We start from the raw sequence: 15,510 nt of genomic DNA, 5'->3' as shown, positions 1-15,510 counted from the left end.
GCCAGCCTGGAGCGAAGTTATTTTCAGGGTAGAATAACCCAGAGGAGGATGATTTCGATGGCAAAAGTCACAGTCAACTGGGCAGGTAAGATGCAGTTTGTGGGGGATGACGGTGCCGGCCACCGGGTGGCCATGGACGCCAGCCCCATCTATGGTGGCGAGAACCAGGGTGCCCGGCCCATGGAACTGATGCTTATGGCCCTGGGCGGTTGTACCGGTATCGAAGTTACCCACATCCTGCAAAAAATGCGGGTCAGTTATGATGACCTGACCATTACGGTTGAAGGCGAAAGGGCTGCCGACCATCCCAAAATTTTTACCCATATGCGGGTAGTTTATCATTTCCAGGGGGCCAATATCCCGCCGGACAAGGTGGCCCACGCCATCAAGCTGGCTGACGAGGTGTACTGTTCGGCAGCCAATATGATGAAGACAGCCGGTTCCATCGAGTATGCTTTTAAAATTAACGGCCAGGAGTATCCTTACCCCTTCTTAAAAGAAGCCAGCGGTAATTAAAAGTGGATATCGGGGAAGGCATTCACTAGAGAGAATTAAATCTTAACAAGGCTACAGGGGGGAACTGTGAGTGAATACCTACGCTTTTTGGATCTTATTTATGGCTGTCATTTACACAGTCGCTCTGATTGTTGCCGGCAACGTAGCCAGAAGCCGGGCCGCCCGCGGTGAGGACTTCTGGGTGGGCGGCCGTAAGTTCAAGCCCTGGATGGTGGCTGTTTGTATAACCGGGCTTTTTTCCGGTTCCTCGTATATCGCCATCCTGGAACTGGCCTATACCACGGGCATCTCTGCCGGCTGGTATGGCGTGGCTGAATTAATCCATGTGATAATTATTGCCTTATTTTTTGTTATACCCTTCCGCAAACGCCTGGTAGTGACCGTATCCGGGTTGATCGGTGAACGCTACGGGCGCACGGCCAAGGCCATCGCCGGCGCTGTCACGGCCTTTACCTTTCCCATGTACGCTACCGCCAATGCCCTGGCCTTTGCCGCTGCCATGAGCGCCTTTACAGGGATGTCGTTATCTACCTGGGTAATCTTCAGCGCCCTGCTCCTGCTAATTTACCTGCAGGCTGGCGGCATGTGGTCGGTGGTCTTTACCCAGACGGCCAATACCGTGGCCTTTACCTTGATGTTTATAATCGGTCTGGTAGCCTTTTTCCTTAAACCCGGCTTCGCCGGCCTGGCCCAGCTGGCGGTGACCAAACCGGCCATGTACGGCCTGACTACCGTTGGCCTGCAGACAATCCTCGCCTGGTTCGGCACCTTCCTGGTCAACGTCTTTCTGGCCCAGGCGGCCTTCCAGATGGCCCTCTCCTGCCGCACGCCGGAAGAAGGACAAAAGGGTCTCCTCTGGGCAGCAGGATTTAACATTGTTTTTATCGTCCTAGGCGTTCTTTTTGGCATGGCAGCGGCGGTGGTAGCCCCCGGCGTCGGCCGTGGCCTGGTAGCCGTACCCAGATACCTGGCCCAGGTTTTACCGGCACCCTTGGTGGGCATCTTCTTCATGGGTATCTGGGCCTGCGCTCTGGGGTGGGGGGCTCCCTGCCAGTTCTCCGGGGCCACCAGCCTGGGACGGGACGTAGTTTCGTCCCTGAATCCTGAAGTTACCGATAAGCAGATGGTTGCCTACACCAAATGGTCCCTGGTAATTTTAACCGGCTTAATGATTATCTTTGGCTTCCTGCGCACGGAACAGGCCGCCTGGTGGAATGTCCTGGCCTGGACGGCCCGCAATGGGGCCACTTTTGCTCCCGTCATCGGGGTGCTCTTCTGGCCGCTGGCTACCAGAAAGGCAGCTGTAAGCGCCCTGGTCGCCGGGTTTGTTTCTGGTATAACCTGGTATCACCTGGGCGGCTGGCACCCGGCGAAGTTTTACCTGAACATCCACCCGGTGTGGATTGGTATGATCTTTAACGTCTCGGCTTTAACCCTGGTTACCTTGATTGAAAGGACTGGCAGCTATCGCTGGGCGATACCCGGGAAAGGAGCAGCCAGGAGTGTTGGTTTCGGGGCCATGGTTGCCGGCCTGGCATTAATCATCCTGGCTGTTAACCAGTTTACCTGGCTTTATGCTAAAGGCGTTTTTGGCATGGTCCTTTTCCTGATCTTTATTGCTGCCTTCTGCATGGTAATTGCCTTTACCGGAGAAGAAAGGGCAGAGAGTTTAGCTGTAGCGGAGGCCAGGCCCCAGGCAGGCCCGGCGGGCAAATAGCATCCGGCAAGGTAGTAGTAAAAAGGGGAAGATTGGTTGCCCGGTAAGGTTTTTCAAGGGCTCGCCGATCTTCCCCAAACTTTTAGGAAATCGCAAAAGCGACTGCCAGGAGCCGCTTTTTACTGGGGGGCCAGGTGTAGGTATTGTCTGGGGAGAGGTCCAGAACAGTGAAGGCAGGAATACAGCTCAATTGAATTTTATATATAGGGAATGTATAATAAATTATATCGAAATATAAGGGGGGATAGGGGATGCTTCGCGTTAAACAAGTTATGTATCATACACCCCAAACTTTAGCTGCCAATGCCACCTTGAGCGAGGCAGCCGATATCTATCTCTGTGGCCCCTTTACCTGTGCGCCTATAATAAGCGAACACGACAAAATAGTAGGGATAATTACCATCCGGGAATTGATTAAGGCTTTGCGAGCAGGAAAAAGCTTTGATACGCCTGTGGTCGAAGTAATGGATCGTAATCTGGTAAGTATCCATGAAGATACACCCTTTCATGATGTTGCTCATTTACCCCTGGAACGCCTCCTGGTGGTAGATAATGACCAGAAGCTGAAAGGAATTTTAACTCGCCTTAGTCTTATTAACCAGGTATACGAGGCTCTCCAGGAAACAGAAAATCAGTTAGAAGTTATCCTGCAAGCTGTACCGAATGGTATTATAGCTGTTAATGAAGAAGGAGAGATTATCCACTTTAACGCTGCGGCTGAAAAAATACTTGGCATGCCGGCAAAAGCTATTTTAGGGCGAAAAATAAAAGATGTCTTCCCTGAAGGTGATTTGCTTACAGATATTAAGGCCAACCAGGTGATAAATGGACGACGGGTAATATTAAATGATAATGTTATTATTTTAAGCGAAAATCCTTTATATTTTAATAATAAAGTGGCCGGAGCAGTTGCCGTACTGCAGGATATTTCCGCCCTGGAAAATGCTTATAATGAATTAAGTGCCGTTAAAGCCTTGAATAATGAACTGGAAAGCATCATTGCTTCTTCTTATGACGGTATTGTTGTTTTGGGCCGGGATAAACATGTTTTACGCTTTAATTCCAGTTATGAGCGTATCCTGGGTGAGGCGGGATGTAACTTTCAGGAAAATAAATATCTTGACGATATTTTTCAACAGGTAACCCATCATAAAAAACCAGCCACTGTCAAAGTAATTACAGCCGCAGGGCGGGACGTTTTGATTACCGGTAATCCGGTATTTACGGAAGAAGGAACAATTGCCAGGGTTGTGGTCAACATTCGCGATATGACCGAGCTCAATCGCCTGCAGGCAGAACTGGAGCAAAATCGTGATGCGACCGCCCGGCTCACCACAGAATTAAATGAACTGCGGGCGCGTTTATTAGAAACAGAAAAAATTATATTTAAGAGCAAACAGATGGAACGGATTGTAGAACAGGCTATCAGGGTGGCTCATGTTGATTCCACCGTCCTGTTAACAGGAGAATCAGGTGTAGGGAAAGAGGTAATTGCCAAAATAATTCACCGTACCAGTCCCCGGCATAACGGGCCTTTTGTGCAGGTTAATTGCGGTGCCATCCCGGAAAATCTGTTGGAATCCGAACTATTTGGCTATGAAGAAGGGGCTTTTACCGGCGCCACACGCGGGGGCAAAATAGGTTTATTAGAATGTGCTAACGGGGGCACAGTTCTCCTGGATGAGATTGGGGAAATGCCTTTAAATTTACAGGTTAAATTGCTCCGGATACTTCAGGACCAGCAGCTTTTTCGCGTGGGAGGGCGTAAGCCGATTGCCCTCAATATAAGGATCATTGCTGCTACCAACCAGGATTTACGCCAGCTGGTGGCGGAAAAGAGATTTCGCCAGGACCTTTACTACCGCCTTAACGTAGTGCCCATTGAAATTCCACCCTTGCGTGAACGCAAGGAGGATATTTTACCCCTGGCCCGGGCTTTTTTACAAAAGTATAACCAGCGTTACGGCTTAAACAAGCAGTTAGGGGAAGATGTTTTTGCTGCTTTTATAAGCTATACCTGGCCAGGAAATGTCCGGGAGCTAGAGAACCTGGTCGAACGCCTGGTGGTAACTACGGAAGAAAAGGTAATTACCTGTAAATCCCTGCCGGCCTATATCTGTAAGGATCGAGGCCAGGGAGGAGTAACAATTTACGTAGATGATTTAATTCCCCTTAATGAGGCCACCCGGATATTAGAAAAAAAGCTTATCTCCCGGGCCCTGCAGGAGCACCATAGCTTGAGGCGGGCGGGAGAAAGTTTGGGGATAGCCCATTCCACCCTTTTACGTAAGGCCCGCGAATATGGACTGGTACAGCAGAGCACCACTTGGTAGCCTAGCGTACCAGTGCGAAATTAAAGTGCTTTTAGGTTTTTAATATTAAAAGTGGTACATCCGCGCACCAATTAAGTCAAAAATACTGAAAATAAATTATGCCTGACTAAGAAAGTCAGGTATTTTTTTATTTTTCATCCCTGGCATGATTCTTGCAAAAATTTAATTACCAGATAACTGAAGGGGGTGTTTGCCAAATGGCCACCAAATATATTAACGCTAAAGTGGGCTTTTATCCCAGCTGGTGGTATAAGAATTACGGTATTTCTTATAACCGCCAGTACTATTATGATCCTGACTACCGGGTAGATGCCTTTCAAAAACAGCAGCGTATCCTGTATGAACGTTTTGGCGATGTAGGTATGGGGAAACCCGATCCCGAACCCGAACCTTTTATTGATTACGGTATGGTTCTTTTGCCGGAGGTCTTTGGGTGCGAAGTTAAATTCTTTGATGACGCCATTCCCTGGGCGGTACCGGCTAATTTATCAGAAGAAGAGATCTTCCAGTTAAAAGTACCCGATATTACCCAGGCTTACCCCATGACGGAAATTATCAAACAAATGGATTACCTGGAACAAAAATATGGCCGGGTCACCGGTAACATTAATACCACCGGGGTTTTAAACCTGGGTTTAAAGATCCGGGGAGACCAGCTCTATATCGATTTCTTTGAAAATCCCGACCTGGTGCATCATCTATTTAATATCTGTACGGAAACCATTATCCAGCTGGCCCGTTATGTCAAAAGCCGGACGGGCACCCTGGCTTCGTCAGTTACGCCCATGGCACCGCCAGAAATGTATGTTTTGCCTGATTGTACGGTAGTCCAGATCTCGCGCCAGGCCTTTGAAGAATTTGTCCTCCCTTACGAAAACAGGCTTTCAGCAACCTTACAGCCCTTCGGCATCCATCATTGTGGCAAGGCCGATCATATGCTGGAGGGTTATGCCAAGGTTAACAATCTCTCCTTCCTGGAAGTAGGTCCCATGACGGATTTAAAACGTTTGCGGGAACTCATGCCAGACGTTTTTGTCAATGCCCGCATCGACCCTGTCCGCATGTTAAATTGTTCGCCGGAAGAAATTGCCGGAGATGTAAAACGGATCATTGATATTGGCGCTCCTTATGACAAGCTTTCCATTGATGCCGTCGGGTGTGATTATGGAACTCCCGATGCAAATGTCAGGGCAATGTTAAAAACAGCGAGGGAATATTCGGCTACCAAAATTGCCGCCCAGCAAAAGGAGGAGATAGCGTGAGCATCCTGGAGGAAATTAAAAATGCCATCATCACCTATAAGCCAAATGTAGTTAAAGAATGCTGTACCCGGGCCCTGGAGGAGGGCTTTGACCCGCAACAAATCCTGAATGAAGGTATCATTGCCGGCATGAATGTTGTCGGGGAAAAATTTAAACGCAACGAGGTTTATGTCCCGGAAGTGTTGATTGCCGCCAAGGCTACCCACGCGGGCCTGGATATACTGAAACCTTTACTTTCAGCTTCAGAAACAAACTCGCGGGGAGTAATAGTTATTGGCACTGTAAAAGAAGATCTCCATGATATCGGCAAAAATTTGGTAGCCATGATGCTCGAGGGTGCCGGTTTTCAAGTAATTAATTTGGGGATTGATATTGCCCCGGAAAAATTTGTCCAGGCGGCCCGGGATTATAAGGCGGATATTATTGCCATGTCTTGCCTGATCACTTCTACTTTGAACTATGTGCCGGCGACAGTTAAAGCCTTTGAGGATGCCGGCCTGCGGGATAAGGTAAAAATCATAGCTGGTGGGGCTGCCATCACGGAAGAGTTTGCCAGGAAAGCTGGCTGCGATGGTTATGGTAAAGATGCGGCTGCAGCTGTAGATGTGGCCAATGAATTACTGAAGGTGAGTTAAATGAAGACAATACTTTCACGCAAAGATAAACAGGTAGAAATTGGTCCGGGCCTACCCACGGTAATCATCGGCGAGCGGATTAACCCTACGGGCAGGAAAAGGATGGCCATGGCCCTCCAGGAAGGTAATTTATCTTTAATCCAGGAAGAGGCCGTAGCCCAGGTAAAAAACGGGGCCGATATGCTGGATGTTAATGTCGGGGCTGCCGGCGTTGATGAAGTTGCCCTTTTACCGGAAGCGGTTAGAGCGGTAATGGATGTTGTCGATGTACCCTTATGTCTTGATTCCAGCAAGCCCGAAGCCCTACAGGCAGCCCTTAAGGCTTACCACGGCCGGGCCCTGGTAAATTCAGTAACGGGCGAGGAAGCATCTTTACAGCGTATTTTACCAGTAGTTAAAGAGTACGGGGCAGCAGTCGTTGGCCTCTGCATGAATGAAAAAGGCATCCCCCAGGAGCCGCGAGAGCGGTTGGCCATAGCCCGGCATATCCTGGAACGGGCTATCGCCTTTGGCCTCAGGCCGGAAGACATTATTATTGACTGCCTGGCCATGACGGTAGGAGCAGATCAAAAGGCAGCCGTCATTACCCTGGAAGCCATGCGCCTGGTGGCCCAGGAATTAGGTTTAAACCTGATTTTAGGGGCCAGCAATGTTTCCCACGGGTTACCCGATCGCCAGGCTATCAATAAGGCCTTTTTTGCCCAGGCCATAGCTGCCGGGGCGACGGCCTTGATTGTTGATCCTATCGCAAGGGGGATCCGCCGGAGTATCAGGGCTGCCGACTTGCTTGCTGGCCGGGATGAGTGGGCCATGCGTTATCTTGAGGATTATCGCCATTACCAGGAGGCATAGATGGTTTTTATTCTAGCCTGCGAGGTATTACGCTACGAGCTAGAGGCCCTAGGTCTGAGGGAAAGGGAGGTATGGTAATGAATGCTACTGGTAGTTGGGTCATTGGGTTAGCCATAGTTTATACGGCCGTCTTGATTTTTCTGGGCAACGTGGTACGCCGTAGAGCCCAGAGCAGCGAAGGCTACTTTGTCGGTGGCCGTTCTTTCCGGCCGTGGATGGTCTTTGTCTGTATCACGGGATTATTCTCCGGCTCCTCATTTATTGCCATCATGGAACTTTCCTATGTAAAAGGCATTTCGGCCGGGTGGTACGGTGTGGCCGAAATGGTCCATGTCCTGATTATTGCCTTGCTTCTCATCGGTAATTTCCGGAAACGGATGATGGTGACCATATCAGGGTTGATTGGCGACCATTTTGGTCGCGTGGCCCTGGGTGTGGCGGGCGCCATTACCGCCTTTACCTTCCCCATGTGGTCGGTGGCTACAACCCTGGCCTTTGCCTCGGCTGTTTCTGCCTTTACCCATATACCTATTACCATGGCGGTAGTTATTACGGCATTGTTATTGCTAATTTATCTCCAGTCCGGCGGGATGTGGTCGGTAGTGGTCACCCAGACGGCCAATAACATCATGTTTGCCATTATGTTTATTATAGGGGGCATAGCCTTCTTTATCAAACCCGGCTTCAGCGGCCTGGCCCAGCTGGCGGCTAGCAAGCCGGCCATGTTCAGCCTGGACGGGGTGGGTTTGCAGTTAATCATCGCCTGGTTTGCCACCTTTTTAATTAACGTACTTTTGGCTCAGGCAGCCTTCCAGATGGCCCTCTCCTGCCGGACGGTGGAGGAAGGGCGTAAAGGTTTGCTCATGGCCTTTGCCGCCAACATTATCTTTATCTTCTTCGGCGTGCTCTTCGGCCTGGCGGCGGCGGTAGTAGCCCCTGGTGGTACCCGGGGCATGGTACAGGTGCCCCTGTACCTGGCGCAGGTTTTACCGGCTCCCCTGGTAGGCCTCTTTTTCCTTGGTGTCTGGGCCTGTGCCCTGGGGTGGGGTGCCCCCTGCCAGTTTTCCGGGGCCACCAGTCTGGGACGGGACACCATGGCCGCCATTAACCCAAAGATAACGGATGCTCAGAAGGTTTACTACACCAAGGTTTCCCTGGTAGTTTTAACGGTAATGATGATTATTTTTGGCATTCTCCGTAGCGAGCAGGCTGCCTGGTGGAATGTATTTGCCTGGACACTCCGCAACGGGGCGACCTTTGCGCCGGTAGTAGCCGCCCTTTTCTGGCCCCTGGCCACGAAGCGAGCAGCGGTAGCCGCCCTGGCGGCAGGCTTTATCAGCGGTCTCACCTGGTATGCCCTGGGTCACTGGGACCCTGCCAAATTTTACCTCAACATCCACCCGGTATTCTTTGGTATGTCCATGAACATTCTGGCCCTGATAATGGTAACGCTGGTAGAAAAGGCCGGCCAGTGGCAAGTAGGCGGCGAGCTTACAGCTGGGAAGAAGAACTTGGCTATGGGCGCCGGGATACTGACGGCAGCCATGGTACTGCTCCTTGTTACCCGTTTCGGGTGGTTATATAAGATGGGGCTTTTTGGCCTGGTGGCCTTCCTGGTAGTAGTGGGCTGCTTCTGCCTGGTCCTCTCCCTGGTGGGGCCGCGGGAGTTGGAGGAAGATTGTGGGAGCATACCTCAGGAAAGACCGGCGGGTGTATAATTGCAGGGGTAATGTAAGTAGTTTTCGGTGGAGGCAAAAGAAATGGCTTTAGTAGTCGGCTTTAGCGGCAGTTCAATAGTTAATAGTAATCTGGATTTTGTTATCCAGGAAATCCTTGTCGCTACCGGCCTGGAAACAGAGTTTATCAAGCTATCCCGTTACCACCTGCGTCCTTGCCTGGCGTGTTTAAAATGCGCTGCTACCAACAGGTGTGTCCAGCAGGATGGGATGAATGAAATCCTGGCCAAGGTGGAAGCTGCCCGGGGGATTGTCATCGGGGGCTTCCCCACCTTTTTTTCATTAAACGCCTTAACGAAAACTTTTTTAGAGAGGCTTTATCCCCTGAAGCATCGTGTGATGTTAACCCAGGGTAAGTTTGGCATAGCGGTAGCCGGAGGATTTCGCGATGCCACCAGGGTGGAAGAATACCTGAGATACTTTTTTAATTGGTATCGCATGAACCTGGTAGGTAGTATCCAGGTTCCCGGCAATGCTCCCTGTCTTTCTTGCGGGTATGGTGAAGAATGTGCTTATAGCAATGTCCCCTTGTATTATGGGAGCCACGCAATAAAGCCAGAAATGTTTTGCCGGGCCGGTGATAACGAAAGACTGGTGGCCCGGGCAAGGGAGTTGGGAAGAGAATTGGGACGACGGATAGGAGAAAGCACCGGTGAGTCGTAGAAGGGGAACAGGAGTAAAAGCGATGAAACAGTTATTTGTCCGCCCTGAGCGTTGTCTGGCCTGCCTGGCCTGTGAACTGGCCTGTTCTGAAGCCCAGACCCGTACTAATGCTCCAGGTTCTAGCAACAGGCCCCGCCTCCAGGTCCAGCCAGCCGGGGAAGGCGCCTGGCCTGCGGTTTGTGGCCATTGCCAGGACCCGCTTTGCCTCAAAGCCTGTACCAGTGGGGCCATGCATTTTACTCCGGAGGGGGGAGTTGCCAGCGACTGGGAGCAATGTGTCGGCTGCTGGATGTGCGTTACCGTCTGCCCGTTAGGGGCGGTGTTTCCTTTTCCCGGCAAGAGGAAGGCCTGGAAGTGTGATTTATGTAGCGGTCGCGGGGAGCCGGCCTGTGCCCATGCCTGTCCTACCGGGGCTTTAATCTACGCTGAAGGGCCGTTCGCGGTGTGAAGGAGGGTTAGCATGTTCAACTCCAAAAATATCCTGGCGGAAACACCCCGGCGCCAGCCTGAAGGGCTCAGGTGCGGTTTTGCGAAATTGGGCCTGTGTTGTACTCGCTGTCCCCAGGGACCTTGCCGCATTGATCCTTTTGGTTATGGCGCCAGCCTGGGTGCCTGCGGCGCCGGGGCTGATAATCTGGCGGGACGGTCTACTTTAGAAAAGGTCCTGGCCGGCAGTGCCCTTTATTTGGAAGAAAGCTGGCAGCTGGAGACTGCTGTGGCAGCTACTATTCCTGCCGGGAAATTAAGCCTGTGGAAAGATAGGGGTGTATGGCCTGGACCAGCAGGGGCCGAGATGGTTTCAGCTTTAGCCCAGGTTGCTCGTCCCGGCAGCAGCAGGCGGGAAGAATTGGAACTCAAGGCCATCCGCGTAGCCCTGGCGGCCTTTTATGCCGGGCTTGCTCAGCAGGAGAAGCTATACAATGACAGCCTGGGTTTAACTTCATTGACTACAGTTCCTGCCGGGCCGGGTCTATTAAGTCCGGAAGTAGTATCGATCGTTATTGACGGTAGCCGACCCTACCTGGCGGCAGCAATCAAAAAGCAAATTGCGGCCACGGCTACTCCAATAGACAACTATGGCGCCAGGGGCATCCAGCTTGTAGCAGCCGGCCGCGAGGGGGATTATTTAGCCTGGCGGCTGGGGCTGCCTTACCTGGGCAATGAAGCAGTCCTGCGGGAAACTATGGCGGCGGGTGTGGTGGACCTGGTAGCTATAGCGGACACCAGCGGTGTCTTACTCCCCTTTCAATTAACCGGCAGCAGGATAAAGGGCGTAAATCTTAATGAAATTAAACCTGATGGTTCCAATTGGGAAGGCCTGGCGCAGGAATTAATTCGTCAAGCCCTGGCAGCCCATCAGGAAGGCCCGGTAATCTCCAGTAATTACGCGTTTAAACCTCACTCCCTGTTAACGGGCTGGCAGCAAGACCTGGTGGAAGTTCTGGCAGGAGAAGCCCTGGCTAAAGAGATGCGGGGGATAGCTTTGCTTTTCCTGTGTGAAGGCACCGGGACGGTTAACCTGGCTCGCCAGCTCCTGGAAGAAGGTTTCCTCGTCCTGGCTGGTGGTTGTGGCCTGGACGAATTGATTGCTGCCGGCTATATGGGGCAGGTTTTCCATTTAGGCGGTTGCCGGGGCCTGGTCAGGGGACTGGCAGTGGCGGCGGCTGTTCAAGGGAAACTGCCGCTGAAAGTTTACTGGCCGGTTATTGGCTGTAGCCGGGCTTATCCGGGAATAGCAACGGTCATCGCCCATGGGGCTGAAGTTTTCTTAGCCAGCCAGATGGCTAATTTTATCAGCCCGGGCACGGCCGGGCTCTTCGGTGCCAGTTGCCATTCTGGTTCCGCCGCAGAGGAGGTGGCAGCAGGATGGACTACGTCATAGTTGGGAACAGTGCCGCCGCTGTTTTTGCCGTGGAGGCCATCCGCTGCGAGGATCCAGGGGGTAAGATTACGTTAATCTCCACGGAAACAGGGCCACCATACTCGCGCTGCCTGCTGCCTTATTATCTTGAAGGGCAAATCCAGGAGGAAGGGCTGTGGATCCGGCCTCCTTCTTTCTATGAGGCCCTGGGCGTCAGGACCTGTCTGGGCCGGCGGGCCGTTAAAGTGCGGCCGGCCTCCGGGGTGGTAGTCCTGGCCGGCGGCGAAGAAGTTCCTTATGACCGTTTGCTCATTGCTACCGGGGCGGCGGCCCGGATACCGCCCATTCCCGGCCGGGAAGCCTGTGGCGTTTTTACCTTCCGTAACCTGGAGGATGCCCGCCAGTTAAAGTCCTTTGCTGCTCATTGCCGGCAAGCCGTCGTTATCGGCGGCGGCCTGGTAGGGGTGGAAGCTGCTGCCGCCCTGCGGGGCTTAGGGCTGGCAGTAACTATTGTGGAGTTTTTACCCTATCTCCTGCCCCAGGCTTTAGACGAGCGGGGCGCCAGCCTGATAGCAATAGCTTTACGGGCCAGGGGTATCGACTTAGCATTAGGCCGGCAGGTTACAGCCATCCTGGATGGGGATAAGGTTACCGGGGTCAGCCTGGATGACGGCCGGGTTATCCCCTGCGATCTGGTAGTAGTAGGAGTAGGAGTCAAAACTAACTATGACTTGCTGGCGGATGCCGGGGCGGACATCAACGCCGGGATTATAGTTGATGACCATATGGCTACCAGTTTACCGGGTATTTATGCTGCCGGTGATGTGGCCGAACATTTCGACCTGGCCCGGGGCGAAAGGGGTATAGTGGCCGTTTGGCCGAGTGCTGCCGCCCAGGGCAGGGTGGCTGGATATAATATGGCGGGTCTGCCACGGGAGCACAGGGGATCTTTGGCTGTCAACGCCACGGAAATAGGTGGTTTACCCCTGGCCAGTGCCGGCCTGCCGGCAGCTACAGGTGTTGATGATCGCGAATACTTTACTTTAGACTCAACAAGAATGACTTACCGCAAAATTGTTACCAGGAAGGGTCGCCTGGCGGGGATGACTTTAATTGGTGATCTCCGGGGAGCTGGAGTTATAACCGGGCTTATAGCCAGGGGGGCAGTAATAGAGGGTCACGAAAAAGAATTTATTCAAGGTAATTTCGGGGTAGCCAGGCTGTGGCAACAATTCCGTAACCCTGCACAGCAAGGGTGGGGGAGGGTAGTGGCCAATGTATTCTAATCTATTAGCACGCTATATCCGGCCGGCCCGGCGGCAGGAAGTTAGCGGGAGCAGTGAAGCCAGAAGATTGGTGCGCAGTGTTTGTGGCCTTTGCAACGGCGGCTGTGGCCTGCTAGTTGCCCTGGATGCCCGGGGGAAGCTGGCGGGTATTTATGGTGACCCGGATAATCCCTGGAATAAAGGGCACATTTGCCCCAAACCCATGGAAACCGCCCAGATTTTAAACAGCCCGGCCCGGGTCCTTTATCCCTTAAAAAAGGAGCGGGGCCATTTCCGTCGCCTGAGCTGGGAAGAAGCCATGGACCTGATTGCCGGCCGGTGGGAGCAGGCTAGAGAAACTTACGGCAATGCTGCGGTGGCTGCTATTATTTCTAAAATCGGGGGGTCCCATAGCAAGTTTATTCATGGTATTTTTGCTGAACTCACGGGACTGAATTCCTATGGCACGTCCCCTATATGCTATGAATCAGAGCGGCGGGCCCGGATTTCCCTTTTTGGCTCAGCTGCAACTCCTAATCCCCTGGCGGATGTAATGGAGGCCAGGCTCCTCCTTTTAGCTGGTAATAACCTGGCCCAGACCAAGGCCGGCCAGTTCCACTGGGTGCAGGAGGCCAGGCGCCGGGGCACCAAAGTCATTGTTATCGATGTCCGCCAGACCGATACAGCCAGGCAGGCGGACCAGTTCATCCCAATCCGGCCGGGTACGGACGCTGCCCTGGGACTGGCCCTGCTCCACATTATCATTACCCGCGAACTATATGACCGGGAGTTTGTGGCTGGCTTTACCCGGGGTTTTGCCGGCCTGGCGGTAGCCGTCCGGGAATATACACCAGAGAGGGCGGAGGCAATTACCGGAATTCCAGCCGCGACCATCGAGCAACTGGCCGGGGACCTGGCTAACCGCAAACCGGGTCTTTTTTACCCCGGCCGGGGCTTGGCAACGGCCAGTAATGGGACCGGTGCCCTGCTGGCCTTTGAGGCCTTGATGGCCATCCTGGGTAATATCGGGCAACCCGGGGGCGGGATTATTTCCCACATCGTCGATTATGGTAAAGTCCAGGGCCTGATTCCGCCAGAGCTGGTATCTAAGCCGGAAAAAAAACGGGACGCGCAAGAATTTTATGAGGCCATGTTAGGGGGGGAGATTAAAGTCCTCTACGTAGCCGGTAATCCGGCCGTTACCTGGCCGGCTTCCCGGCAGATGCGGGCGGCCCTGGAGAAACTTGACCTGGTAATCAGCCATACCCTCTTAATGGATGATACGGCAACCTGTGCTGATATTGTCCTCCCGGCCACCCACTGGCTGGAGGAAGCTTCCGCCCAGGCCAGTGTTAATCGTGTCCTGCAGTGGCGGGAAGCTGTCCTGGAACCGCCAGGAGAAGCCAAATCGGCAGCTGAATTTTTCCGGCTCCTGGCCAGGCGCTTGCATTTACCGGCCGAATATTTCCCGCCTGACCCGGCCTCAAGCTGGGAATTGGAGCGTGAGTTTACACCGTCTATCAAGGGCATTACTATTGCGGCCTTACGTTCTAGTGCCGGGGGAATAAGCTATCCTTTTCCTGCTGGTCAGGAGCCCCGCCGGCGCCTATATGAAGATAAGAGCTTCCCAACTCCTTCCGGCAAGGTAGAGCTGGAACAAATGGATGCGAAAATACTGGCTGCTCGTTACCCTTATTTCCAGGATGTCTTGCAAGCTCCCGGGAACAGCCGGGAAAAGGTTACCGATTACCCCTTCCTGCTAAGTACCGCCAAGGTGGCTTATCACTACCATACCCAGTGCCAGTACAGCAGCTGGGCGCGGGATTTGCAAGAGCCCTGCCTGGAAATTAATGCTGACCTGGCAGCGGCCCTGGGTATTCGCCCGGGCGAAGAACTTATTGTCGAGACGGCCTATGGCGCCATTACTTTACCTGCCCGCCCGGTAGCGGGATTACCACCTAATTGTGTCTTTACCCAGCCCTATTACGGCCAGGCGGTCTTTGGCCGGGAGCCGGCCAATTCTCTCTTCCCAGCTCTTACCGATCCCGTCGGGGGCGGTTTTATGCATAAAAATCTCCAGTGCCGTATATCCAGGGCCCTGCCGGGGAGGGGAGGGAAATGATGGATTATGTCCTGCTGGTGGATAGTGCTTTATGTATTAATTGCCAGGCTTGCACTATAGCCTGCCGGCAAGCTGGCAACACCAATTACTCCTTACCCCGCTTGAAGGTGGATGGGAGTCGCCATTATTCCTGCCACCACTGTGAGCAGCCGGCTTGTTGCGCGGTTTGTTCCGGCGGTGCCCTCATTAAAAATAAAGATGGGATCGTTTTATGGGAGCGGGATAATTGCCTGGGATGCAAATTATGTGTAGCTGCTTGCCCGCACGAGGCCATTAACTACAATTCCCTTTTCAATGAGCCGGTAAAATGTACTTTTTGCTGGGAACGGCTGCAACAAGGAGAAGAGCCGGCTTGTAGCTCAGCCTGTACTACAGGGGCCCGCCGCTTTGGTAAGAAAGAAGATATACTGGCTCATCTCAGTAACCGGCAAAAAGAATTAGCCTCCCGGGGGATCAAAGCGGTTGTAGAGGGGCTGGGGGATGGACAGGACGATAAAGTGTTATTCTTGAAAGCTTTAGGATAAATATTGGCTTACCTTACAGTGAAG

13 protein-coding genes are annotated in these 15,510 nt (G+C 52.7%); all 13 read left to right on the top strand.

Annotation, left to right across the window (positions count from 1 at the left end; translation table 11 throughout):
• Positions 1 to 57 precede the first annotated feature (57 nt).
• Complete coding sequence (locus MGLY_RS04540) at positions 58 to 516, top strand: OsmC family protein (protein ID WP_156272146.1); 459 nt, start codon at positions 58 to 60, stop codon at positions 514 to 516.
• Between the two features lie 100 nt (positions 517 to 616).
• Complete coding sequence (locus tag MGLY_RS04535; RefSeq protein ID WP_211662076.1) at positions 617 to 2,233, top strand: sodium:solute symporter family protein; 1,617 nt, start codon at positions 617 to 619, stop codon at positions 2,231 to 2,233.
• A 251-nt stretch (positions 2,234 to 2,484) separates the two neighbouring features.
• Positions 2,485 to 4,566 (top strand): sigma-54-dependent Fis family transcriptional regulator, encoded by a 2,082-nt coding sequence (locus MGLY_RS04530; RefSeq protein WP_156272142.1) that lies wholly within the window; start codon positions 2,485 to 2,487, stop codon positions 4,564 to 4,566.
• 197 nt (positions 4,567 to 4,763) lie between these two features.
• Entirely contained in the window at positions 4,764 to 5,828 is a 1,065-nt protein-coding gene (locus MGLY_RS04525; RefSeq protein WP_156272140.1) for a uroporphyrinogen decarboxylase family protein, read from the top strand.
• The gene (locus tag MGLY_RS04520; protein ID WP_054935986.1) at positions 5,825 to 6,463 is read left to right on the top strand and encodes a cobalamin B12-binding domain-containing protein; all 639 of its coding nucleotides are present in this window, start codon (positions 5,825 to 5,827) and stop codon (positions 6,461 to 6,463) included. The genes MGLY_RS04525 and MGLY_RS04520 overlap by 4 nt, the downstream gene beginning before the upstream one ends.
• Positions 6,464 to 7,315, top strand: a complete 852-nt coding sequence (locus tag MGLY_RS04515; protein WP_054935987.1) for a dihydropteroate synthase — start codon at positions 6,464 to 6,466, stop codon at positions 7,313 to 7,315.
• Positions 7,316 to 7,392: 77 nt separating this feature from the next.
• On the top strand, positions 7,393 to 9,033 hold the full coding sequence (locus tag MGLY_RS04510; protein WP_156272138.1) for a sodium:solute symporter family protein: 1,641 nt from the start codon (positions 7,393 to 7,395) through the stop codon (positions 9,031 to 9,033).
• A 42-nt stretch (positions 9,034 to 9,075) separates the two neighbouring features.
• Positions 9,076 to 9,714 carry a flavodoxin family protein gene (locus MGLY_RS04505; RefSeq protein WP_156272136.1) on the top strand — a complete coding sequence of 213 codons (639 nt, stop codon included), beginning with the start codon at positions 9,076 to 9,078 and terminating at the stop codon, positions 9,712 to 9,714.
• Positions 9,715 to 9,736: 22 nt separating this feature from the next.
• A complete protein-coding gene (locus MGLY_RS04500) occupies positions 9,737 to 10,162 on the top strand; it encodes a 4Fe-4S dicluster domain-containing protein (protein WP_156272134.1) in 426 nt (141 codons plus the stop codon).
• A gap of 12 nt (positions 10,163 to 10,174) precedes the next feature.
• Complete coding sequence (locus MGLY_RS04495) at positions 10,175 to 11,596, top strand: hypothetical protein (protein WP_156272132.1); 1,422 nt, start codon at positions 10,175 to 10,177, stop codon at positions 11,594 to 11,596.
• Positions 11,581 to 12,861: an NAD(P)/FAD-dependent oxidoreductase gene (locus MGLY_RS04490; protein WP_156272130.1), complete on the top strand. Its 1,281-nt coding sequence runs from the start codon at positions 11,581 to 11,583 to the stop codon at positions 12,859 to 12,861. Before MGLY_RS04495 ends, MGLY_RS04490 begins: the two co-directional genes overlap by 16 nt.
• On the top strand, positions 12,851 to 14,962 hold the full coding sequence (locus MGLY_RS04485; protein WP_156272128.1) for a molybdopterin-containing oxidoreductase family protein: 2,112 nt from the start codon (positions 12,851 to 12,853) through the stop codon (positions 14,960 to 14,962). The genes MGLY_RS04490 and MGLY_RS04485 overlap by 11 nt, the downstream gene beginning before the upstream one ends.
• Positions 14,959 to 15,486 carry a 4Fe-4S dicluster domain-containing protein gene (locus MGLY_RS04480; RefSeq protein ID WP_156272126.1) on the top strand — a complete coding sequence of 176 codons (528 nt, stop codon included), beginning with the start codon at positions 14,959 to 14,961 and terminating at the stop codon, positions 15,484 to 15,486. The genes MGLY_RS04485 and MGLY_RS04480 overlap by 4 nt, the downstream gene beginning before the upstream one ends.
• The last annotated feature ends 24 nt before the right edge of the window (positions 15,487 to 15,510 follow it).

Origin of the sequence: Moorella glycerini, from assembly GCF_009735625.1 — a bacterium.
Lineage (GTDB): Bacteria > Bacillota > DSM-521 > Neomoorellales > Neomoorellaceae > Neomoorella > Neomoorella glycerini.
The sequence above is the reverse complement of the archived record's forward strand: the minus strand, read 5'-3'. Positions and strand labels throughout refer to the sequence as shown.

What these genes read in the sequence shown, in the direction of transcription:
- MGLY_RS04540 (WP_156272146.1), top strand. Translation starts at nt 58, where the DNA reads ATGGCAAAAGTCACAGTCAACTGGGCAGGTAAGATGCAGTTTGTGGGG.
- MGLY_RS04535 (WP_211662076.1), top strand. Translation starts at nt 617, where the DNA reads ATGGCTGTCATTTACACAGTCGCTCTGATTGTTGCCGGCAACGTAGCC.
- MGLY_RS04530 (WP_156272142.1), top strand. Translation starts at nt 2,485, where the DNA reads ATGCTTCGCGTTAAACAAGTTATGTATCATACACCCCAAACTTTAGCT.
- MGLY_RS04525 (WP_156272140.1), top strand. Translation starts at nt 4,764, where the DNA reads ATGGCCACCAAATATATTAACGCTAAAGTGGGCTTTTATCCCAGCTGG.
- MGLY_RS04515 (WP_054935987.1), top strand. Translation starts at nt 6,464, where the DNA reads ATGAAGACAATACTTTCACGCAAAGATAAACAGGTAGAAATTGGTCCG.
- MGLY_RS04510 (WP_156272138.1), top strand. Translation starts at nt 7,393, where the DNA reads ATGAATGCTACTGGTAGTTGGGTCATTGGGTTAGCCATAGTTTATACG.
- MGLY_RS04505 (WP_156272136.1), top strand. Translation starts at nt 9,076, where the DNA reads ATGGCTTTAGTAGTCGGCTTTAGCGGCAGTTCAATAGTTAATAGTAAT.
- MGLY_RS04500 (WP_156272134.1), top strand. Translation starts at nt 9,737, where the DNA reads ATGAAACAGTTATTTGTCCGCCCTGAGCGTTGTCTGGCCTGCCTGGCC.
- MGLY_RS04495 (WP_156272132.1), top strand. Translation starts at nt 10,175, where the DNA reads ATGTTCAACTCCAAAAATATCCTGGCGGAAACACCCCGGCGCCAGCCT.
- MGLY_RS04490 (WP_156272130.1), top strand. Translation starts at nt 11,581, where the DNA reads ATGGACTACGTCATAGTTGGGAACAGTGCCGCCGCTGTTTTTGCCGTG.
- MGLY_RS04485 (WP_156272128.1), top strand. Translation starts at nt 12,851, where the DNA reads ATGTATTCTAATCTATTAGCACGCTATATCCGGCCGGCCCGGCGGCAG.
- MGLY_RS04480 (WP_156272126.1), top strand. Translation starts at nt 14,959, where the DNA reads ATGATGGATTATGTCCTGCTGGTGGATAGTGCTTTATGTATTAATTGC.